We start from the raw sequence: 21,353 nt of genomic DNA, 5'->3' as shown, positions 1-21,353 counted from the left end.
GCGCGACGTACTTGCGGATCGTTTTCCGGTCGATCCCCAGACCATCGGAAATCTGTACCTGCGACCGGCCCGCATGCCAATGCCGGAACAACTCGATCAAATCGATCATCGTCCACGTTCTCCTTGCCACCTCGGGCCCCTTCCCGGGCCACCTGGCGGAAGGCCCGGTTCGGAGCGAACCTGCGGCAACAGCCCAACCCCGGCCGACACGCCCCAGGGTGGGGAATTACGTGACGGCCGGGTGGGGAATTACGTGACGGAAACCCCCATCAAGTTGGGGAATTACGTGACCGCTGACACTGCGGATTCAAAATCACTGGGAACGTGAAGCATTGGTGGTCCACCCGCCAGTGGACACGCACTTCTACCGACCCGACGCGAGCACGCCGCGCGAAGATTTCTTCCTGCTCGCTGGGCGCCTCGTCCCTTACAAGCGACCAGATCTGGCAATCCGCGCGGCAAATGAAGCCGGCGTTCGACTGATCGTCGCGGGCAACGGGCGGTTCGGTAGGTACTGCAAAGCTATTGCGGGGCCGAACGTTACGTTCCTCGGGCGGGTGTCCGATGCGGAACTCCGCGACCTCTACCGTAGGGCGAATGCGCTGCTGATGCCCGGGGTCGAGGATTTCGGCATCGTGCCGGTCGAGGCCATGGCCTGCGGTACGCCGGTTATCGCGCTGGCAGACGGTGGCGCACTGGACACAGTGGCTCCCGGCATCAGCGGACAACTGATCGCACCCGGAACAGACAACGAAATAGTTGATCGGTTTGCCGCCGCAATCCGGGCATTTGACTCCGGCCGGTTCGACCCGGCACTGATTCGCCAACATGCCGAGGGCTTTTCACAGGAACAATTTCGCGAAAACATCGCCAGCGTGCTGTGTCGACTGTGATCTGAATACGATCACCAACAGGTTCGCGGGGCCATTTGTGGGCGCTGCACAGACGAAGGGAGGTTGTCGGTGGGAAATATAGCCACCGTATGCCGCCACACAGCAATGGTTGCGGCCATATCAGCAAGCGCGATGGCTTCTCTGACAGGAACAGCCTCAGCCGATCCCTATCCGCCGGTCCCGGCGCCTAACACCGTAGGCCCGATATCGCCGCCAGCCCCAGCTATTCCTGCTCAGCTCAGTCCGGGCGAGTACCCGGTGCAATCGGCGACCGGTGGCACCGGCCCCGAACGCGCCGATTCCACAGATTTACCAATTGCCCTCGCCGGACTGCTGGCCATTTCCGCGGCAGGTACCGCAATTGCTGTTGTTCGCAAACGTGACTGACCGTCGGATCAGAGCGTTTCTGATCCTCGCGCTGCTGCTTTCTGCCGTCGGTTGCGCTACCGAAGCCCGCGACTCGCGGATTCCGATTCCGGCGGGAAATCCGGCATCTCTTTCCCGCCCATTGAGCACCACCGCCGTCGACATTCCCGCCGGGGTAGATGATCCGCTGACTCCCGGGCAACTCTACATTCCGACAATAGGCGTCAACGCGAACATTCTTTCCTTGCCCACGCAAATGGCTCCGGCACCGTTTCTCGGCGGGCAGGATGTGCCCAGTTTCGGGGTTCCGCCGGACATGGCGCAAACGGCGTGGTGGTCCGACGGTCCGGCAATCGGCGCACCCGGAATGGCGATCATCGTCGGCCACACGCAGGTTGGTGGCGCATTCGGAGTTTTCAACAACCTGCCGACCTTGAAGCCCGGCGATCGAATCCAGGTAGAAGACCGGAACGGCCAACGACGCATTGCGTTTCAGGTGTCGGCCGTGGTGGCGTCGATATCGAAACGCGATCCAGGCGCGCTGCGCCAAGTATTGGCGACGCATCCACCGCAGGCCCGTTTGGCGCTCATTACCTGTTCGGGTGAGTTCAATTCCGACCTAGGCGCCAGCGCAGACAATGTTGTTGTCTTCGCTGACCGCATCTGAATCGATTACTGCCCGCTGCCGCGACATGCCGGCAAATCGACGGTCACACTCGCTGGAGCGACATACGGCTGTACTGGCGCCTCCGGCGTACCGTCGACAGTCGGTTCGCTCAGCGTGTATTGCACGTCGACCGAACGTTGTGGCGGCACATCGATCAATACCGTGTATATCGGGTGCCCGAGTTCGGTTCCACTCTGCACCGGCAACGGTCGCCCATCGGCGGTCGCGCTGAGCAAGGTAGCGCCAGCCGTGGCGTACAACGACACCATCATTTTGTTGGTCCCTGGTGGGACATTGGTGTCCTCACCCAGCACATATGCTGGCAGATTGCCACCGGGCGCCATGTTGGTGAAGTCGGCCGACACCTCGGTGCGGCGGGTGGCGCCGGCGCAACCGCCGCCGTGGTAGCTGATCTTTTTTTGAATGTAGTAGTCGAGTTTGCTGGCTCCGGAGTTGTTCACGACTACTGCCGCATAGGGACCCGGCGTTTTCGGCACGGAATGGCCCACACTGGTAGACGCGATGCGCGCTTGTTCATCCGGATGCGCGCTCCACAGGGCGATTCGCCCCTCCCGCACGGCATGCGTGAGCGCTGAAAGAATGGCATCACCATTGGTGGATGCGGTCAGCTTTTCCACCACCTTGTATGCCACGTCCACCAAGTATTTTTTGCGCGCCATAACGTCTGCGCCGAAACGCGCATACGCGGTCGATTCCGTCAGCGCAACCACGTTCTTCGAATCGATCACCTCACCATCGCCCATGGTGATCGGGCCCGTTGCGTCCAGCAGATAGCTGAGTGCCACCGGGTCCACCGCAATGGTGCCATCGACAGTTTCGCCGGTTTGCTGACGCCACAGGTTGCGCCAGATTTCACCGGCATACGGGAAGTTCGGGCTGATATTGGAGTTTTCCCAATTTCGGGTCGAGTCGTATCTGCCGTACGAGTTGGTGAAGTCGGCGCCCAAATCCATCGGCTCTAAGTCATTGCGCAACACCACATTGCTGGCTATGTGGTCGACGGTTATCGAACCATTGCTCACCCGCACGATCCCCACGCCACCGACAAGACCTCCAGTTCCGCGCACCTCCGCGTTGGTCTGGAACGCGAGGAGATACGAGCGCGGCCCATTTTGTCCCAGCATTGCCGGCGCGAGATTCGCTGCTGTGTACGCCGAGCGCAGACCGTCGACGATCTGCGCAGTGACGCGCTGCAACCGATCGCGCGCATCGGTCACCGGGGTTAGATAGCCGCCGGAGCCAATTTGCTGCGCCGCGAATGCTGCCGCTTCGGCCTGGCCCAGGGATGCATCGAGCGACGGCGCTGCGGCGACCACCGGACCGAGGTCGATGCTTCGTCCGGTGAGGACCTTTGTGTGCGGTTGCAGCGCTGTCAACGCCGGGGGAATGACGTCCTCGGTCATTCGTTGTGCAACGGAAGCAATTTCGGATACCGCGTGCACCGGGGTTCCGAGGACCGGCACCTTCCCTACCAGTAACCACGGAATGGAACGACTGGCGTTCACCGCGTCGGCAGCAGCCTTGCGTGCGGATTGTTCGGCATAGCCCGCGGTGCCAATGTCACCACTCTTCAAGCCGGTCTCGAGCCTCTCCAGGTGCGCAGCGACCTCTTGCAAGTTTCGCTTGATGACGATCGCACTGTAGGCGAACCAGACACCGAAACCAACGACAAGCACCAGCACAGCTATCCACACGATTCGACCGCGGCGCTTCTTCACCGCGCGGCGGAATTTCCGATAGCGGGAACGGTGGTGCCGAGTCTTCGGCGCTGGGTGTCCATGCATTTCGAGCCCTTCTTGCGTCCCCGCGCCGTCGAACGTGAACGGACGATACCGTCCGAAAGGTATCGGTGCAGCAGAACGCGCCGCTGATTCGCTCGGGCGTTGCGACTAGATCGCGAGTCCGGAAAGCAACGTCGACAGTGAGCCCGCAATTGCGTTCGCCGTTGCCTTGAAAACTTCGGCATCGCCGCCGATCGGATCGAGGATATCTGCGGCCGGCACTCGAATCCGCGGGCGTGCAGCGGAAAGCTCCGGAACCGTTCGTGCGCCCGACTCGACTAACGACGCCGCCTCCGTCAGCGTGAAGGTCTTGCGTAATGCCATGGGTGCTTGGCTCAATACCGATGCGCGCTGCTCGAGGGTCATCGTCAAGATAAGGTCGGCGTCTTTGGCCATCGCGGGGACGAAGCGCCTCGCTGAAAAGTTCTTCGAGTCAGCGCCCATCGATTCCAGGACCGCAGCCGCGGTGGTCTCGATCGGGTGCCCGACAACCGCATGAATGCCGGCGCTTTCCGTGTGTAGACCGGAGATTGCGTGCGCGTCCGCGAGTCGCTCTGCAGTGGGCGACCGGCAGATGTTTCCGGTACAGACGAAGAGGATGCGCACCGGCAGCATCCTAATCGTGGACCGGCCGAGGCATCCGAGTGTGCAGAAATGGTCGACCCAGCGGTTGTGGCGCGACCATTTCTAAGCGGTCGCTCGCTCAGATCAATCGACCGATCCAGGCGGAACAACCCATTGCTGCGCTTGGCCGGTCACGCCGGCGATGTGTTCGAAGTCGCGGTCATAGTGCAACACCACTCGCCCGGCGCGTTCTGCGACGGCGGCCACGAGCAAGTCCGGCACCTTCCGCCCGCGCAACGCAGCCGCCGCGAGCATTCTTTGGACCTGCCCCGCCCGTCGGAAGTCCTCAGGCAGAACGCTTTCTGTGCCGAAAACATCAGTGGCGCGCTGAATCGCGTCCCATTCAGATTCGTTTCGCGCGGAAAATCCCAGTTCGAGTTGTGTCATTGCGCAACAGGCGATGGCCCCCACAGCGAGGTGGGCACGGACAACGTCGCGCACCACGGGCACAGCGATCCTGGTCAGAACACTTGTGTCAGCAAGGTAGATCACCGCCACGCAGCGGACCGATCCTCGAACTCAATCTCTGCGAGGGTATCGAGCGCGCTGTTGAGATCGTCATGCCTTTCCGAACGCCGAGCTACGAGACGCAAGGCAGCATTGACAGTCGCCTTGATAGTCGGTAGCCCCAACTCCTGCTTCGCGCGCTGGAGCACCGCTTCATCGATATCTACCAAGTGCTTCACAAGAAGGAGTATATCCAATGCGCCGGTCGTATATACCAGGCCGGTTTACTACCACCCGAATTGTCGCTCATAGGCGGGCGAGTGCATATACCCCGGAGCCGCGGATCTACGACCGCCGGTTCTTCGGCTGCCACACCACCAGCGCGGTATTGCGCGGCACCGGAACCAGATCCCGTCGATAACTGGAATGAACCTGCTGCAGTTCGGCGGTCAGTTCGGCAACCCGCTGCTGCAGCGCCTCGACCTGGTTCTCCAGGTCGATAATCCGCTTGATGCCGGCGAGGTTGACGCCCTCGTCCTGAGACAGCCGCTGCACCTCGCGGAGCAGTTCGACGTCGCGGGCCGAGTAGCGCCGCCCGCCACCGGATGTGCGCTCCGGAGTGACCAGCCCGAGCCGGTCATACGTCCGGAGCGTCTGCGCGTGCATTCCCGCCAGTTCGGCCGCCACCGAGATGACGAACATCTCGCGCACGGCATCCGGCTGGCCGCTCTTGCGGGGCTTACCTGATTGCCCACGGCCGGTGGTCATTACGCACCTGCCCATCCTGCCCGCGGGTCGAACCCGCTAGCACGTTCTGCCTCGACATATTGCTTGAGCGCCTGGGTGGCATTGTCATCCAGCTTCTGCGGAACGGCCACCTTGACGGTGACCAGCAGGTCGCCGGCGCCGCCGCTGCGCTTCGGCACGCCACGGCCCTTGACGCGCAAGATGCGGCCGTCTGCCGTGCCCGGCGGAATCTTGACCCCGACGCGACCTTCGAGCGTCGGCACCGAAACCGTTGCGCCCAAGACCAATTCGGCGTAGCTCACCGGCAGCACCACGGTCAGGTCGTCGCCCTGGCGGCCGAACACCTTGTCGTTGGTGACGTGCACGGTCACATAGAGGTCGCCCGACGGCGCGCCGCGCAGTCCCGCCTCGCCCTGGCCGGGCAATCGAATGCGCTGGCCGTCGCTCACGCCAGGTGGCACCCGCACGGTGATGGTCCGGGTGCGGTTCTGAATACCTGTGCCGTGACAGTCGGTGCACGGGTCGTCGATGATCGAACCCGTTCCGCGGCAGTCGTCGCACGGCTCGCTGAAGCCGAACGCGCCCTGGTTGCGGCTGATGATGCCGGTTCCGTTGCAACGCGGACACACTCGCGGGCTGGTGCCCGGCTTCGCCCCGCTGCCATGACACGTCGTGCACGCGGCCGGACTGGTCATCCGCAACGGCAGGGTCACACCCTGCACGGCCTCACGGAAGCCCAGCGTGGTTTCGGTTTCGACGTCGCTGCCGCGCCGCGGACGCTGCGCCGCCTGCGGCCGCCCGCCGCCACCACGGTTGAACAGGCCGCCAAGGATGTCGCCCAGACCGCCGTCGCCGCCACCACCACCGCCGAAGATGTCGCCGATGTTGAAGTCGGCGCTGAAGCCGCCGCCACCGCCGGGCGTGAATCCTCCGCCACGACCGAAGCCGCCACCGCCGCCACCGGCGAAGAGCCGACGGGTCTCGTCGTACTCCTTGCGCTTGGCCGGATCGGACAGCACTGCGTTGGCCTCGCTGACCGCCTTGAACCGCTCCTCTGCCTTGGTGTCACCGGGGTTCTTGTCCGGGTGCAGGCTCGCCGCGAGTTTGCGGTAGGCCTTCTTGATCTCGTCTGCAGATGCGTTGGAGGAGACACCCAGCTCCTTGTAGAAGTCCTTCTCGATCCACTCCCGCTGGCTCACTCGGCGTCTCCTCCTCTCGCACTCTTACTGTTGTGAATCACCGTCTGGCTCTGATTCCACCAAATCTGACACACCATCGGTCACCGCGACCATCGCATGTCGCAGCACGCGGTCGCCGATTCGGTAGCCCTTGCGGAAAACCGTGCCGATGACTGGGTCGTGGCCCTCGCCCTCGTGCTGCACGGCCTCGTGCAGTGTCGGGTCGAAAGCCTCACCCTCCGTGCCGAATTCGCTCAGGCCGAGCTTGTTCAACGCGGCGCTGAGCTTGTCGGCCACCGACCGCAGCGGGCCGGACTCGAGGTCGCCGTGCGCGCGGGCCCGGTCGAGGTCATCGATCACCGGCAGCAACTCCATCACGACCGCCGCCTTGGACCGCTCGCGCTCGGCCGCACGTTCGCGGTCCGCTCGCCGGCGGTAGTTGGCGTACTCGGCGGTGAGGCGTTGCAGGTCGGCGGTTCGCTCGGCCAGTTCATTGGCCTCGGCCGAGACCACCGCCGCTGCCTCCGCCACAGCGGGTTCGTCGACGGGGCCCGGCTGGGGCGCCGAACCGGTGCCCGCTAGGGGCTCGACCGGCTCGGCGTCGTGGCCTGCTTGACCCGAATAGGCCTCACGAACCTCGCCCGTCTCCGGGTCGATCTTGCGTTTGTCAACGAAAGTGATCGGTTCGTTTGGATCCTGCATGGCGATTACTTCTTGTCCGAGGGCTCGTCGACAACTTCGGCGTCCACCACCGTGTCATCGGCGTCGGCGGCATGCGCACCCGTGCCCGCACCGTCCCCGCTGGCGGCGGCTTCCTCGGCCTGCGCCTTGTAGATCGCCTCGCCGAGCGCCTGCGACTCGGTGGCCAGCTTCTCCACCGCGGTCTTGATCGCGGAGATGTCGCTGCCCTTCAGCGCCTCCTTGGCGTCGTTGACCGCGGACTCCACCTTGGACTTGACGTCCGCCGGGACCTTGTCCTCGTTGTCCTTGATGAACTTCTCGGTGGTGTACACGAGCGTCTCGGCCTGGTTGCGGGTATCCGCCTCCTCGCGACGCTTGCGGTCTTCCTCCGCGTGCGCCTCGGCGTCCTTGATCATCCGCTCGATCTCCTCCTGGGACAGGCCGGAGCCTTCCTGGATCTTGATCGTGTTTTCCTTGCCGGTGCCCTTGTCCTTCGCGGTCACGTGCACGATGCCGTTGGCGTCGATGTCGAAGGTGACCTCGATCTGCGGCACGCCACGCGGCGCCGGCGGGATGCCGGTCAGCTCGAACGAACCGAGCAGCTTGTTGTGCGAGGCGATCTCGCGCTCGCCCTGGTACACCTGGATCTGCACCGACGGCTGGTTGTCATCGGCCGTGGTGAAGGTCTCCGAGCGCTTGGTCGGGATGGTGGTGTTGCGCTCGATGAGCTTGGTCATGACGCCGCCCTTGGTCTCGATACCCAGCGACAGCGGGGTGACGTCGAGCAACAGCACGTCCTTGACCTCGCCCTTGAGCACACCGGCCTGCAGCGCGGCGCCCACGGCGACGACCTCGTCCGGGTTGACACCCTTGTTGGGCTCCTTGCCACCGGTCAGCTCGCGAACCAGGTCGGTCACGGCCGGCATACGGGTGGAGCCACCGACGAGCACGACGTGGTCGATGTCGTTGACCGAAATGCCGGCGTCACGGATCACCGACTGGAACGGCGCACGGGTGCGGTCCAGCAGGTCGGAGGTGATGCGCTGGAATTCGGCGCGAGTCAGCTGCTCATCGAGGAACAGCGGGTTCTTGTCCGCGTCGACGGTGATGTAGGGCAGGTTGATCGAGGTGCTCTGGCTGGAGCTGAGTTCGATCTTGGCCTTCTCCGCAGCCTCACGCAGCCGCTGCATGGCCATCTTGTCCTTGGTCAGGTCGATGCCGGAGCTGGCCTTGAACTTGTCGACCAGCCAGTCGACGATCCGCTGATCCCAGTCGTCACCACCGAGGTGGTTGTCACCACTGGTCGCGCGAACCTCGACGACGCCGTCGCCGATCTCGAGCAGCGAAACGTCGAAGGTGCCGCCACCGAGGTCGAAGACCAGAATGGTCTGTTCCTTCTCGCCCTTGTCCAGGCCGTACGCCAACGCGGCCGCGGTGGGCTCGTTGACGATGCGCAGCACGTTGAGGCCGGCGATCTGGCCGGCTTCCTTGGTGGCCTGACGCTGGCTGTCCTCGAAGTACGCGGGCACGGTGATGACGGCGTCGGTGATGTCCTCACCGAGGTACGCCTCCGCGTCGCGCTTCAGCTTCTGCAGCACGCGGGCGCTGATTTCCTGCGCGGTGTACTTCTTACCGTCGATGTCCACCGACCAGTCGCTGCCGATGTGGCGCTTGACCGAGCGGATCGTACGGTCGACGTTGGTGACCGCCTGGTTCTTGGCGGGCTGACCGACCAGCACCTCTCCGTTCTTGGCGAACGCGACGATCGACGGCGTCGTCCGCGAGCCCTCCGAGTTGGCGACCACCACAGGTTCGCCACCTTCGAGCACGCATACGACCGAGTTGGTGGTCCCGAGGTCGATACCGACCGCACGAGCCATTGTTTCCTCCCTCAATTTGGGTCTCATATGAGCGTGATGCACTCAATCTTGCACACTGACCGCTTTCGGGTCAATTGCAGAGTTGAGCCTGCTGCGCTCAACGTTGTCGTAGGGTCCAACGAGGGGGTCTGGGGGTTTGTTCCCGGGTTGGGGAGAATTTTTGATCCACTTAGGTGTGTTCGACGTGGATCGGCCCGATCTGCGTCGAAAACACCTATCTCGATCCAGCCCATCCGCCGCGCTTCAACGCCATGGCCACCCGCTCGACCAGACGGTCCGGATACCGGGTGACCAGCTCCTTTGTCGCGGTGATGACGTCCCAACCAAGGCGTTCCAGCAGGTTCTGACGCAGGACGTCCTTCGAATACTGCACCCGCTCGCGGTGGTGGTCGCCCTGGTATTCGAGTGCCACTCGATACTCCGGCCAGGCCATGTCCACGATCGCCAGGATCTGCCCGTTGTCGCCGTTGAACATGTGCTGGGTGATCGGCCGGGGAAACCCTGCGCGCATCAAGAGCAGGCGGGTGCGGGTTTCCCAGGGCGACTGGGCTCCGGCGTCGGCAAGTTCGACGATCTCTGGGAGTCTCCGGATCCCGCGCGCACGAGGAGTTATGGAATCGAGGATTCGCTTCGGGTCGCACAGCGCCAGGTGGCAAAGTCCGTCAACTAGGGCTATCGCCTCATCGAAGTCCAGCCTGCGAGCCAGGTCGTAGGCCGTCCGGGTGTGGGTGGTGACGTCGTAGCCGTAGACGTCCATGACCTCGTCGGCGCGCAACTCGCCGTAGCGGATCCACACGCCCGAACGCCGCTGCGCCGGCCTCGGCAGAATGATCTCGGGGAGCGGGTTCTCGGGAAGGTACCTGTACCCGTGCAGCGCGGCCGCCGACCACCCAGCCAGGACGCCCTCCGGGTAAGCGACCCCGAGCGCCTTGCTCCGCATGGCGAAGTCGATCGTCTGGTCGGCGCGGACATAGATGCCTGGCAAGACCGGCCGATACTCGCGCGCGATCGCGCGCTCGCTGAGAATTGGAAGTAGCTTTGCACGCCGGATCGGCCCTACAGGCAGTTTCACGCGGGTCCCCCCAGACCACTTAGGTGTTTTCGACGCAGAATCGACAATTCGCGTCGAGAAAGCCTACGTGAAACATCGCCGGGGACTACCGCGCGTGCACCGACTCCAGAATCCCCTCCGCGCTCCGCGCCGCGGTCTCGCACGCACGGGAGGTGAACCGGTCCAGCAGTGGATGGTTCGCCCGGGTTCGCCAGGTGCGCACCGCCGACACCGCCGCCCGCGAGACTTCGGAGCGGTCGACGCCCGGGGAGAGACCCAGCCGGACATGCGGCGCGACGCCGAAACCGCCGATGAGCCTGTGCAATTCGGCGGCTGCGTCCTCGGGCAGCAGCAGATCCGTGGTGCGCAGCCGACCGAGCAAACGCAGCTCCGCGAAGCCATGTACGTCGTTCAACAATCGAGACGCTTGGGCGAGAATGTCCGACGCCGCCCGCTCGGGTCGCCCGGACAACGCCCGCTCCAGCGCCACCAAAGCCGAATGCGTCTTCAATTGCTCTGCGCGCTGGCCGAATTGCACGTCGATCAGTTCCCGTAGCTCGCGCAGCCCGCTGCGTTCGACCAACTCGTTGGCCAGCGTGGTCGAGTCGCGCGCACCCAGTCGAACCAGGGTCACAGCCAACCTGATGCCGAAAAGACCGAACCGGCGCACCAATTCGGCACGAAGAGCGGGATCCACGGGTAAGCGAACGTCCGGACGCGCGAACCGATCGGCAGACAGCAGCGCGAGTTGCAGGTCCTCCATAGGCACCTGGGCTAGCTGGACGAACGCCGAAAACTCGACCTCGCGCAGTGTTCGAGCCGCAAAGGCCAGCAGCCCAGCCACGGGAACCACGGCCTGGCACAAACCGGTGCGCTCCAGCTCACCCGCGAAGCGTTGGGCAATCTCCTTGGCGGACAGCATCGCATCGATCCGACCCGCACCGATCTCGTCGGCGCGGGACACGACGCCGACCACACCCAGCGGACCCGACTCGGCGCCCACGTGCGAGCCGATCTGGCCGAGGAACTGGGTATCGGCCGCGCTCAGGTTGCGCAGGAGGTAGACGACGGCATCGGCGGCGGAGGCCGCGTTGTCCGGCGTCAGAAACCGCAAGGTGCGCTCGGAGACGTCGCGTGACAACGACGAGGTGCCAGGGGTGTCGATCACCGTCGTGTCGATCAAAGTACGGGCCGGCCACTCGACGTCGAGCCGGTCCACCTCGGCTGCCGTCAGCGCGCCCATGTCGAACGTCAACCCACCGTCGATGCGTTGCACCGGCACGTTGAAGTGACGATCCCCATGCCACGCAGTCACACTCGGCGTCGAACCGTTGCGATACCACGTGACCACTCGGGTGCACTCCGTCGCATCCGTTGGCGCGATGTCTTGACCGACAAGCGCATTCAGCAGCGTCGACTTTCCAGCCTTCAACGATCCAGCGAGCGCGACCCGCAGCGGCTGCTCGAGTCGGCGCGCGCAATCATCGAGCTGCGCGCGCACAGCCGGATCGTGCGCATAAGTCCGCCGGGCCGCGTCAACCAGCGAACGAGCCTGCGCCGCACCATTGCTCATCGGGACACCGCCGGCAGCGCCAACTGCTCGGCCCTTTCTCGCAGCTCGGCGACCTTGCGCAGGCGCTGCTCCAGTTCGGCAGCGCGCGCTGTTCGCTGGGAGGACTCGACGTTGGCAGCCTCGCTGGCGGCGCGCAGTGACTCGTTGATCGAGCGCAGGGCCTGATCGGCGACCGCGGTGAAGTGGTCGCGCAGCGTGCGTTGGATCATCCGCAGCCGATCCTTGGACTCCTTGTTCGCCTGAAAGCTGACGTCCTCGACGTAGCGGCGGATCGCCACCTTGGCCTCGTGCCGGCGTTGCACCACCCGCTGACCCTTGTCATCGCGATAGGCCTTGGTGCCCAACAGGACTCCGGCACCAATCGAGATCGGGTTGATCAACGCCAACCCGGCGACGGTGGTGATCATGCCGAACATCAGCACACCGCCGTAGGACCCGCGCATGCCGACCAGCACCTTTTGCGTGATCCCGGCTTTGCCCGCGTCGAGATCGGCGAGCTCATCCACCGGCGCCAACAGGTCCTCGAGACCGTCGAGCGCGAGGTTGGGCATCTCCACGCGGCCCGACTCGGCGAAATGCTCGGCCACCTGGCGCGCCAGCCACAACGCCCGTTCGTGGGCCATCACAAAGTTGTCGCCCACCGCGGTGCCAGTTTGGTCGCGCAGCCACTCGCCTAGTTGCTCCCAATGTTGGCCCGGGTCAACGCGATCCACCCACTCCTCAGCCTCGCGCACCACTCGACGCAGCCGGTCGCGTAGGTCATGGTCGATATCGGCCGCCAGGTCCGCAATACCGTCACCAAGCGTCAACTGCCACTGCGATGTTCGCTTGTGCAGTTCCTCCGCCGCGAGCTTGGCCTTCTGCAGCTCGCTGACGGCGGCCGCGCCCTTGCTCGGATCACGCAGCGCCGCAAGCTCGCTCCCGAGCGTCAACGCCAAATGCTCTGTTGCCGAGCGAACATCGTAGGCAACGCTTTCCACGATGTCACTGTCCCGTCGAGCGACCACGGCGTCGCGCAGAAATTGGTAGATCTCGGCGAAACCAGACTCCACGTTGAGCTGTTCGTCCTGCAAACGCAAAGCGTGCGAACGCAACAGCGACGAGACGGCGATCATCGGAATGTCCAGCCCGGCGCGCTGCAGATGGCCGCGATTTGCCTCGACCACTTGCCGCCAGTGCGGATACAGGTCGGTCTTGCTGATCAGCAGGGCGACGGATGGGCACAATCCACGCACCTGGCGCAGAAAGTCCATCTCGTTGGCGTTCAACTCAGTGCCCGCGTCGGAAAGCACGAGAACCGCGTCCGACGCTGGCAACAGCCCGAGAACACTTGCCGCATGCGGGTTTCCGTGTCCACCGACGCCGGGTGTATCGACGATGACCAGGCCGTCCGCAAGCAGCGGGCTCGGCACGCCGATCTCCAAGCGCACTACCTCGCGACCTTGGGCAAGCGGCGAAGTCGGGGTCACGGAGGTGATCTGATCAATCGGCACGGGTACTCGCCGGGTACTGCCATCCGCGTCGGCGAGCACCAGCTGCGCCTGTGGCTGTGGCGCGTTACCTACCAACGTTGGCACCGCAGTCGTTTCGTCGTCGCCGACTGAGCACACCTCCAGGTTGAGCAGAGAATTGACGAACTGACTCTTGCCCTGCTTGATGTGGCCGACCACGACGATGCGGCGGCGCGGATCGCTGACCCGATCGGCCGCAGTTTGCAGCTTCGACAGGATGTCAGCGCGCTCGGCGCCGCGGGCCAGGATCGCCGTCTCGTTGAGCAGCGACATCACTGCCGATGCAGGTGCTGGTGTTGCTGCCACGTCGGTCTGCTCCTTTGGTGCGGTCGGGCGCCGCTGCCATTTTGCGCTATGTCGTTAAGTGCTCGGCTCGGTGCTCGCTCCGCTCCTCGCGGCCACGCCGCTGCGATGCTCACGCGCCCTCACCTCGCTATGTCTTTAAGTGCTCGGCTCGGTGCTCGCTCCGCTCCTCGCGGCCACGCCGCTGCGATGCTCACGCGCCCTCACCTCGCGCAGTGAAAACCGGCGCCGAGCCGCCCATCACGGGTCGACTCGGCGCCGGATATCTCTTACTGCTTACAGGTGCATGTCCTCGATACCGGTGACGTGCGTCGCGGCACTGTGGTCCGTCACCGCGGTGTCGGTGGTCGCCGCCGAGTGCGAGTCGGTGCCGAACAGGCTGTCGCTGCTGGTTCCGGTGATGCCCGTGTGGCTTTCGGCACCGAACGGCTCCGTGGCGTTGAGCGCCGACCAGTCGGTGTGGCTCGCGCCGGTGAGGTCACCCGTGACGGAGTGGGTGTCGACGCTCCCGGTGCCGGCCATCGAGTTGGTGCCGCTCACGCCGGCCTGGCCGCCCGATGCCGAGCCCTCGGCACCGACCTGGCCCGTGCCGGTGAAGTGCCCGACAGAGGTCGTACCGGCGGCCGCGGCCTGGCCCGAGGCGTCCGCACCCGACTGACCCAGGGCGGACACGTCGCCGCCGGAGTGTCCCAGCGCGGAGACATCGCCGCTGGACTGCCCCAGCGCGGAGACATCGCCGCTGGAGTGCCCCAGCGCGGCGGTCTCACCGGAGAACTGGCCGAGCGCGTTCGCGCCCGCATCGGCTGCACCGCTGAGGTCGAGAGCACCATGACCGAGGTCCGCACCCGCGGTGGTGGTGTGCTGCACGTCACCGGAGATCGACGCGCCTGGGTTGGCGGAGCCGGCCACGTTGGCGACGCCACTGAGCCCGGTCTGCAAGCCGGCGCCGAGCCCGGTCGCGCCAGTCAATCCGGAGTGCAAGCCGGCGCCAAGGCCGGAATTGGCCGCTGCCTGTAGGCCCGTGTTGGCCGCGCCTTCCAGCCCGGCACCCAGTCCGGTGTTGGCCGCACCTTCCAGCCCGGCACCCAGTCCGGTGTTGGCCGCTGTCTGAAGACCGGTGTCGGCCGCACCCTCTAGCCCGGCACCCAGCCCCGACTGCAGTCCGGCGCCCAGCCCGGTGTTCGCGGCACCCTCCAGACCCGACTGCAGGCCCGCGCCCAGCCCGGTGTTCGCCGCACCCTCCAGACCCGACTGCAGGCCCGCGCCCAGCCCGGTGTTGGCAACACCTTCCAGCCCGCTCTGCAGACCCGCACCCAGCCCGCTCTGCAAACCGGCGTCGAGACCCGAGCCGAGTGTCCCGGCACCGTGCGCGCCCACGTCGATCGCATTGGTCAGCGCCGACTGCAGGTTCGCCTGCGCATCGCCGCCGAGGCCGAGTGCGCCGCCGAGGTTGCTGGCAAGGCTGGCGCCGAGGTGCGATGCATCCACGCCGCCCTGCAAGTTCGCGTTCAGCCCGGCGTCACCGGCGGACTGAATCGCCGCCCCGAGTGCCGTACCCAGGTTCGCGCCCAAGTCGCCGCCGACGCTGAAGGCGTTGCCCAGGGCGGTCGAGAGGTCAGTACCACCGTTGGCTGCGAGGTCCGCGCCGGTGTTCACCGCGCCGCCCGCATTGAGCGCCGAATTAAGGGCGCTGGACAACGCCGCGGTGGTGTCCGCGCTGGCACCGATCTGGCTGCCGAGCAGCGCGCCGAGGTCCGTGTTTCCGCCCCCACTCACGTCGACCGAGTTCTGCAGGGCCTGACCGAAGGCTGAACCGAGGTCGAAGCCGACCGGTCCGCCGTTCGCGAGCGCTGTGCTCAGCACATTCACGAAGTCACCGCTGAGGTCGACCGCACCAGCGTTGCCGCCACCGGCGATGGCCGTACCGAGCGCGGCCGCACCGCCGCCCGCCAAGCCGAGGCCGACCGGGATGCCACCGCCGAGGTTCAATCCGCCTCCGAGGTTGGCGCCACCACTGACGTCCCCGCCGCTCACGTCCGAACCACCGCCAGCGCCCAAACCACCGCCGGCACCCAGACCACCGCCAGCGTTGATGATCGAGGAGAGCTGGTCACCACCGCTGACCATTGCCGACTCGGCGACCATCGGCGCGACCGCCGAGATATCGGCTGGAGAGACGTCGCTGAGGCCGGCGTCGGTCAGGGCCTGCCCCGGGTTTTCGCAGTACGCAGCGGCGGCCTCGTGGTCACGCAGCAGGTTCAGGATGAACTCGAGGATCGCGTTGGGGGTCATGAAAGCACTCCTTGTCGTAGCGGAGGTGTAGGACCGTAGATGTCCAACACCGATCGATGACAGCAACGCTATGGATCGCCGAGGCCCCCGCCAACGGGGACAAGCCCCCTACTCGAGCAAGCGCAGACATTAGGGGGTGCGGGGCTGTTAGGGGATTTGTCCCCTAACAAATGGGAGGTATCGGTCGTCACCCAGTGCGATCCCCACACAACGCCGTGACCTGCGCCGCTGCGGTAACGACAAATGCCCAGCAAACGAACATAATGTCGTATCCACGCATTACCCGAACGGAGAGAAATCGCATGGCAGCTGGGCTCGGAATGGTGGTCGGTTCGAGCAATTCGGTTGCCGTAATCGATTTCGACGGCGACGTTGCGCCCGACGGCTCCGAACACCGCGTAGTCACCCGTCGCAGCGCTTTGGCCCTGCGTGACGGCGCTTCTCCTCGGCTGCTCGAGCAGCACGATGCCGCACAGCCGGACGATGTCGTCGTGGAAGGATTTGTCGCCCGCGTCGGCGACCCGGTAGGGATTTTGGCCGACGACGGCTCCACCTACACTGGGGAAGACCTCACGGCTACCGCGTTGGCGTGCCTGGCGCACGAGGCCACTCGCGATGTCGCCGAACCGCCGACCGTCATCGCCTACCCCACGACCTGGCCGAAGCACACCATCGACGCCCTGCGTGGTGCCCTCGACCGAACCGAACTGGGCAAGGCGAAGACTGTCCCGGAGGCCGTCGCCGCAGCGCATTGGCTCAACGCCGCCCGCGGCCCGCTCGATGACGGTGCCGTGGTGGTGTACGACCTTGGCGCGTCGTCGCTGGATGTCAGCGTCGTGCGGACCGGCGGTGAGCCGGAGGTATTGGGGAAGCCGATCCGTTCCGAAGACATCGCCGGATCAGACTTCGACCACTCGATCACCCAGCATGTGCTGTCGGTCGCGGGTGCCGCGGGTGTGAATCCGTTCGACCCCGAGGTCGAGCGAGCCTTGGCTGAGGTTCGTCGCCGTTGCGTTGCCGCCAAGGAGGCACTTTCGGTCGACACCGACACCACGGTGCTGGTGGAACTGGCTGGTCAGGCGCGAGAAATCCGCTTGGTTCGCAGCGAGGTCGAGGACCTGATCCGTCCGGCCCTGCTGACCTCGATCGACCTGGTGCAGGAGGCGGTTCGACAAGCCGGCCTTGACGTGGCGGACATTGGTCAGGTGGTTATTACCGGCGGTGGGGCGAACATCCCGCTGGTCGCCGAATTGCTGTCAGCTCGCTTGCGATTGCCGGTCGTCGCCGGGGCCACGCCCGCGTTGACCTCGGCGTTGGGCGCCGCGGCCATGGCCGCCTCGACAAAGCCCGCGATCGCCAAGCCTGTCGTCGCGCCAGCCGCCGCAGCAGCTCTAGCCAGCCGTCCCCCGCGCGCCGCTGCAGCCGCGCCGGCCGCTTTGCCGACGCCCGTTGCAGTTGAAGCAGGTCCGCCGAAGTGGAAACGACTTGCGGTCATCGGAAGCATCGCGGCGGCGATCATGCTGGTCGCGGCAGGTGGCCTGGCCATGGGCACCGGCATGATGAGCGACAACACGCCGGCCAGTAATTCGACGCCGTCCAGCGTGGCACCGGGCACGACCATGGTGAACGGCGTTCCGGTTTCGGCCGCGCCGGGCGCCGGGACGAACGCTCCGGCCGCGCCCAACTCGCCGGGCGGCGCGACAGCGAACCAGGCCACCGCTCCCGGAACTTCGGGCGGTGGCTCCCCCCAGAGCAACTCGGGCGGTCAGTCGGCCGCGCCCGTCGCCGGAAACGGCGGCGGCAGCGCGCCCGCGCAGGACAACAGTGCTCCCGCGGCAGGTGGCGGCGCGCCCGCGCAGAGTGGCGGCGGCACCGGCGGGCCCAGCACCTACCAGTCCCCCGCGCCGTTGCCGTCCAGCGGTGGAGGTAGCCCCAGCAATGGCAGCCAGCTACCGGGATCTGGGGCTGTCAACGACCTCGGCAACGGCGTCGGCGGAGCGGCCAACGGCATCGGCAACGGAGTCGGCGGGGCAGTCAGCGGCCTCGGCAACGGCGTCGGCAAGGCAACGAGTGGCGCCGCGGGCACCGTCAACAACCTGCTGCCCGGATCGAACTGACCGCACGTTGCTCACCCGCTCCGCGTCCACGACCGACGAGACTCTTCGCGACACAATCGAGCAGGCCGGCGACGACTTGCTCGGCGTGTTCGCCATGGTCACGGCTGGATCGGGCCTGGACGCGGAGGAAATAGCCGAGGTTCTCGATGTCCCCGCAACCGGCGCCGTCGAGCTAGTCGAACAGGCCCGTCAAGCACGCGTCGACGCCGTCCGGTCGGTCCCGCTGATCCGAGACCGGCTCGGTGAACGACGGTTTCTCGCCGTCCTGCACGCGTTCCTCACCGCCAGGCTGCGCACCGACTCGTTGCGCCCGGCGCAGGCGATCAGGCTGGCCGAACTCGGCGTGCGTGACGACGCGCTCGCAACCGCGCTGGTTCGACTCGCGGATTCTGCGCTCGATCCAGCGATCGCAGCATCGGCATACGCGGCGGCCATCCTGGCTGGAGCCGATCCCGCCACGGTTGCGGCCCGTCGCTGCGAGACCGCGGCCCGCACCGGCGACGACGACACCGCCATGGCGATCGTCGAACAACTCCTCGCCGCGGCCGACACCGATCCAGAGGATCGCCGGACCGCCGTTCGCGTCGGCGCGACGATCTGGGCATCCCGCGGCGTGCTGCGCCGCAGTGCCGACCTCTACCGCTGGCTCGGATCCGACTCGTCGGCAGACGCCGCCCTCGCCGCCACCGTGCTCTACGGCGCGGGCGACCCGAGGGGCGCGGAGACCATGCTGAAGGCACCTACCGTGGGTCCGCCGACCGATGCCATGGCGGCGGATCGGTGCCTTGCCGAGGCCATGCGCCACACCATCACCACCAACGCCCGGCCTGCCCTCAGCTCCGTATTCCGCGCTCTCGCAATGCAATCCGGCGCTGTTGCCAGGCGGTTGACGCCGCATTCAACAGCCGCCATCGCCGCACTGCTCAGCGTGCACAACGGCGACCTGTCCCGCGCGCAGGCGGCGCTGCAGCGCGCGACCGAGACCGACGCGCCGGGCAGCCGCACCTGGGCTTTCCACCGGTTGCTGGCTGGGTGGGTGGCAATGCTCGCGGGTGACGACGAATCGGCGGCCGCCGTACTCCGTGAGGTCGGCGTCGACGCGCTCAGCCGCCACGACGAACTGTTCGCACGCGCCATGGCTATCGGACTCGCGCGACGCAGCGGCGACTACGGCGCGCTGACCCAGCATTGGCAAGCAGCCCACCTGCTCATCGACGAAGTGTCGATCGACCTCTTTACGTTGCTGCCGCTCGGCGAATTGTGGCTGGGCGGGATCCGGGTCGGTGAATCGGAGCGGGTCGAGCATCTGATCACGGAGGCCGAGAACCTGCTCGCTGCGCTCGGCGATCCCCCCGCGTGGGCCAACACCTTCCATTGGTATGGAGTGCAGGCTGCGATCGTCGCCGAGGCACCACAGTTGCTGGTCAAACACGCCGGATCGTTGCGTCGGGCCGCCGAGCAATCCGACGGCAACGAGTACGCGGCCGCACTTGCCAACGCCGGGCGAACATGGCTGCAAGTGCTCAGCGACCAGATCGATCCCGAGCGCGTCGAACGCTCCGCACGGTTGCTCGCCAGGCTCGGGCTGGCCTGGGACGGAGCCCGGCTTGCCGGCGAGGCCGCGCTGCGCGCCACCGACACCGCCACCGCCACCGGGTTGCTTCAGGTTGCCCGCTCGCTGCGGCAAAGCCAGTTGCGTAGAACTCCGGAGCCCGCCAAGACGCCACCGAGTTCCGATGCGCTGTCCGCCCGCGAGGCCGAGGTCGCCGAATTGGTTGTGCTCGGTTTCACATACCGCGAGATCGGTGAGCGGTTGTACATTTCTGCGAAGACCGTGGAGCACCACGTCGCCCGAATCCGGCGTCGGCTGGGGGCCGGCTCCCGGTCCGAATTGCTCTCGATGCTGCGGGCGATGGGATACGGATCAAGTCCCTAGGCGTATCGAAATCGTTCTTGCGAGCGATATACGGGTCGACAGCGCGCCGGTGAAGGTCGGGAAGGGGTGCGACGATGGCCACAGGGGTTGGCCTGTATATCGACGATTCGGAATGCATTGTCGCCGTGACCAGCGACGACGATGATTCGGCGGAGCCGACGTACATCGTTCGACCGACAGCCCTGCGCATGCCCAGCGAGGGATCGCCCGCACTCGTCGCCGAATCCGACCCCGACGCGATCACCGACTTTCTCGACTCCGTCGGCACTGCCGAGGGCATCGACGTCCGCGGCGAGGCCTACCGCGGCGAAGACCTTTTCGCCACGGCGCTGTATTGCATGGTGGAACTCGCGGCCGACCACGTTCGCGGCAGGACCGAGTTCTATGCGACCTACCCATCGGATTGGCCGGCAAAGACGCGCCGCGCGCTGCGCGATTCCCTCGACTACCTCGGACTGTCCTCAATCGCGCTGATTTCTGAAGCCCGCGCGCTAGCGGCCGCCGACGACAACGCCGCGCACGGTGCTGCTCTCGTCGCCCTGCAGGTCGCGGCCACCGAAACCGGCGACCCGACCGCGGCGGCGCCGCTTGCCGTGACCGAAAAGGTCGAAGCCAAGCCCACCGGCCCGGTGGTCGACGCCCTGGCCTACTCCGCGCTGCCGGCACCGCTGGAGCCGCTCGCCCCGGTCGGCGCCAAACCGGCCGTCGCACCCCGACCGCGTAAGGCGCCGGGCAAGACCAAGGTACGGCTGGCCCAGGCTGCGGCATTGGTCGCGGCAATCGCGTTGGGAGCCGGGGTTGCCACCGCACTGGTACAGCGCGACCACCAGCAACCCACGATGACCGCTGCCGAAAGCACTAGCGGCGCGCCGAGTTCGCACCCGCAACAGCCCGTACCGCCGGCACCGCCCGCGGTGCAGCCGCAACCGGCGAGCCGCCAGGTGTACGACATCGACCAGCCAGTGACCGTCGTTCCCCCACCGCCGAGTTCCGCACTGCCGACGAGCCCCGCCGCCGCGACGACGCCTTCCACCGCGCCGACGACGCCGCCGCCTGCACCCACCACGACCCCAGCACCCGCGACGACCCCAGCACCCGCGACCACGACTCCCCCGGAATCGTCGAGCGCCTCGCCGACCAGCACCGGTTCGCCCTTCCAGCCGCATCCCTGGGTCGTGCCGACCATGCCGACAACGAGCGCAAACAGCTCCGATGGGTTCTTCGGACCGATCCCCAGTTTTGGCATCCCCAACTCGGGCCGGTAATCGCCGAGTAGCGGTTAAGG

General features: G+C 66.1%; 16 protein-coding genes and 2 pseudogenes. 5 read left to right on the top strand and 13 right to left on the bottom strand.

The window, feature by feature from the left end; translation table 11 throughout:
- Positions 1-109: pseudogene (locus tag FOS14_RS08690) on the bottom strand (integrase); the annotation flags it as partial.
- Positions 110-302: 193 nt separating this feature from the next.
- Here FOS14_RS08690 and FOS14_RS08685 point away from each other — a divergent pair.
- A pseudogene (locus FOS14_RS08685) lies at positions 303-893 on the top strand (glycosyltransferase); the annotation flags it as partial.
- 379 nt (positions 894-1,272) lie between these two features.
- On the top strand, positions 1,273-1,926 hold the full coding sequence (locus FOS14_RS08680) for a class F sortase (RefSeq protein ID WP_255450169.1): 654 nt from the start codon (positions 1,273-1,275) through the stop codon (positions 1,924-1,926).
- Positions 1,927-1,931: 5 nt separating this feature from the next.
- Here FOS14_RS08680 and FOS14_RS08675 read toward each other — a convergent pair whose 3' ends face one another.
- The 12 genes from FOS14_RS08675 to FOS14_RS08620 form a co-directional block, all read right to left on the bottom strand.
- The gene (locus tag FOS14_RS08675) at positions 1,932-3,731 is read right to left on the bottom strand and encodes a DUF4012 domain-containing protein (protein WP_143769880.1); all 1,800 of its coding nucleotides are present in this window, start codon (positions 3,729-3,731) and stop codon (positions 1,932-1,934) included.
- 105 nt (positions 3,732-3,836) lie between these two features.
- Positions 3,837-4,343, bottom strand: coding sequence for a hypothetical protein (locus FOS14_RS08670; protein WP_370512192.1), 507 nt, complete (start codon positions 4,341-4,343; stop codon positions 3,837-3,839).
- 93 nt (positions 4,344-4,436) lie between these two features.
- On the bottom strand, positions 4,437-4,844 hold the full coding sequence (locus FOS14_RS08665; RefSeq protein WP_255450181.1) for a PIN domain-containing protein: 408 nt from the start codon (positions 4,842-4,844) through the stop codon (positions 4,437-4,439).
- Positions 4,841-5,038 carry a type II toxin-antitoxin system VapB family antitoxin gene (locus FOS14_RS24945; protein WP_255450168.1) on the bottom strand — a complete coding sequence of 66 codons (198 nt, stop codon included), beginning with the start codon at positions 5,036-5,038 and terminating at the stop codon, positions 4,841-4,843. Before FOS14_RS24945 ends, FOS14_RS08665 begins: the two co-directional genes overlap by 4 nt.
- Positions 5,039-5,144: 106 nt before the next feature.
- Positions 5,145-5,567 carry a heat shock protein transcriptional repressor HspR gene (locus tag FOS14_RS08655; protein ID WP_143769877.1) on the bottom strand — a complete coding sequence of 141 codons (423 nt, stop codon included), beginning with the start codon at positions 5,565-5,567 and terminating at the stop codon, positions 5,145-5,147.
- On the bottom strand, positions 5,567-6,745 hold the full coding sequence (dnaJ, locus tag FOS14_RS08650) for a molecular chaperone DnaJ (RefSeq protein ID WP_143769876.1): 1,179 nt from the start codon (positions 6,743-6,745) through the stop codon (positions 5,567-5,569). The genes FOS14_RS08655 and dnaJ overlap by 1 nt, the downstream gene beginning before the upstream one ends.
- 24 nt (positions 6,746-6,769) lie before the next feature.
- Positions 6,770-7,426 carry a nucleotide exchange factor GrpE gene (gene grpE, locus FOS14_RS08645; RefSeq protein WP_143769875.1) on the bottom strand — a complete coding sequence of 219 codons (657 nt, stop codon included), beginning with the start codon at positions 7,424-7,426 and terminating at the stop codon, positions 6,770-6,772.
- A 5-nt stretch (positions 7,427-7,431) separates the two neighbouring features.
- Positions 7,432-9,285 carry a molecular chaperone DnaK gene (dnaK, locus tag FOS14_RS08640; protein WP_143769874.1) on the bottom strand — a complete coding sequence of 618 codons (1,854 nt, stop codon included), beginning with the start codon at positions 9,283-9,285 and terminating at the stop codon, positions 7,432-7,434.
- 214 nt (positions 9,286-9,499) lie between these two features.
- On the bottom strand, positions 9,500-10,357 hold the full coding sequence (locus FOS14_RS08635; RefSeq protein ID WP_143769873.1) for a DUF559 domain-containing protein: 858 nt from the start codon (positions 10,355-10,357) through the stop codon (positions 9,500-9,502).
- Positions 10,358-10,442: 85 nt separating this feature from the next.
- Complete coding sequence (locus tag FOS14_RS08630; protein WP_143769872.1) at positions 10,443-11,909, bottom strand: dynamin family protein; 1,467 nt, start codon at positions 11,907-11,909, stop codon at positions 10,443-10,445.
- A complete protein-coding gene (locus FOS14_RS08625) occupies positions 11,906-13,693 on the bottom strand; it encodes a dynamin family protein (RefSeq protein ID WP_143769914.1) in 1,788 nt (595 codons plus the stop codon). The genes FOS14_RS08630 and FOS14_RS08625 overlap by 4 nt, the downstream gene beginning before the upstream one ends.
- A 306-nt stretch (positions 13,694-13,999) precedes the next feature.
- Positions 14,000-16,015 carry an IniB N-terminal domain-containing protein gene (locus FOS14_RS08620; protein ID WP_143769871.1) on the bottom strand — a complete coding sequence of 672 codons (2,016 nt, stop codon included), beginning with the start codon at positions 16,013-16,015 and terminating at the stop codon, positions 14,000-14,002.
- A 302-nt stretch (positions 16,016-16,317) separates the two neighbouring features.
- Here FOS14_RS08620 and FOS14_RS08615 point away from each other — a divergent pair, with 302 nt between their 5' ends.
- The 3 genes from FOS14_RS08615 to FOS14_RS08605 all read left to right on the top strand — a co-directional run bounded on the left by FOS14_RS08615 (position 16,318) and on the right by FOS14_RS08605 (position 21,333).
- Positions 16,318-18,132, top strand: coding sequence for an Hsp70 family protein (locus FOS14_RS08615; RefSeq protein WP_185981690.1), 1,815 nt, complete (start codon positions 16,318-16,320; stop codon positions 18,130-18,132).
- Between the two features lie 7 nt (positions 18,133-18,139).
- Positions 18,140-20,068, top strand: a complete 1,929-nt coding sequence (locus tag FOS14_RS08610; RefSeq protein WP_185981689.1) for a LuxR C-terminal-related transcriptional regulator — start codon at positions 18,140-18,142, stop codon at positions 20,066-20,068.
- Between the two features lie 74 nt (positions 20,069-20,142).
- Positions 20,143-21,333, top strand: coding sequence for a hypothetical protein (locus FOS14_RS08605; protein WP_143769868.1), 1,191 nt, complete (start codon positions 20,143-20,145; stop codon positions 21,331-21,333).
- The last annotated feature ends 20 nt before the right edge of the window (positions 21,334-21,353 follow it).

Source organism: Skermania sp. ID1734 (assembly GCF_007489285.1).
In the GTDB taxonomy this organism is placed as follows: Bacteria; Actinomycetota; Actinomycetes; order Mycobacteriales; family Mycobacteriaceae; genus ID1734.
Note: the sequence above shows the minus strand (reverse complement) of the source record. Positions and strands in the feature narration are given on the sequence as shown.

Excerpts from the sequence above, each read along its gene's own strand:
- FOS14_RS08620 (WP_143769871.1), bottom strand. The coding sequence starts at position 16,015 with ATGACCCCCAACGCGATCCTCGAGTTCATCCTGAACCTGCTGCGTGAC.
- grpE (WP_143769875.1), bottom strand. The coding sequence starts at position 7,426 with ATGCAGGATCCAAACGAACCGATCACTTTCGTTGACAAACGCAAGATC.
- FOS14_RS08675 (WP_143769880.1), bottom strand. The coding sequence starts at position 3,731 with ATGCATGGACACCCAGCGCCGAAGACTCGGCACCACCGTTCCCGCTAT.
- FOS14_RS08605 (WP_143769868.1), top strand. The coding sequence starts at position 20,143 with ATGGCCACAGGGGTTGGCCTGTATATCGACGATTCGGAATGCATTGTC.
- FOS14_RS08630 (WP_143769872.1), bottom strand. The coding sequence starts at position 11,909 with ATGAGCAATGGTGCGGCGCAGGCTCGTTCGCTGGTTGACGCGGCCCGG.
- FOS14_RS08670 (WP_370512192.1), bottom strand. The coding sequence starts at position 4,343 with ATGCTGCCGGTGCGCATCCTCTTCGTCTGTACCGGAAACATCTGCCGG.
- dnaK (WP_143769874.1), bottom strand. The coding sequence starts at position 9,285 with ATGGCTCGTGCGGTCGGTATCGACCTCGGGACCACCAACTCGGTCGTA.
- FOS14_RS08625 (WP_143769914.1), bottom strand. The coding sequence starts at position 13,693 with ATGTCGCTGCTCAACGAGACGGCGATCCTGGCCCGCGGCGCCGAGCGC.
- FOS14_RS08655 (WP_143769877.1), bottom strand. The coding sequence starts at position 5,567 with ATGACCACCGGCCGTGGGCAATCAGGTAAGCCCCGCAAGAGCGGCCAG.
- FOS14_RS08615 (WP_185981690.1), top strand. The coding sequence starts at position 16,318 with ATGGCAGCTGGGCTCGGAATGGTGGTCGGTTCGAGCAATTCGGTTGCC.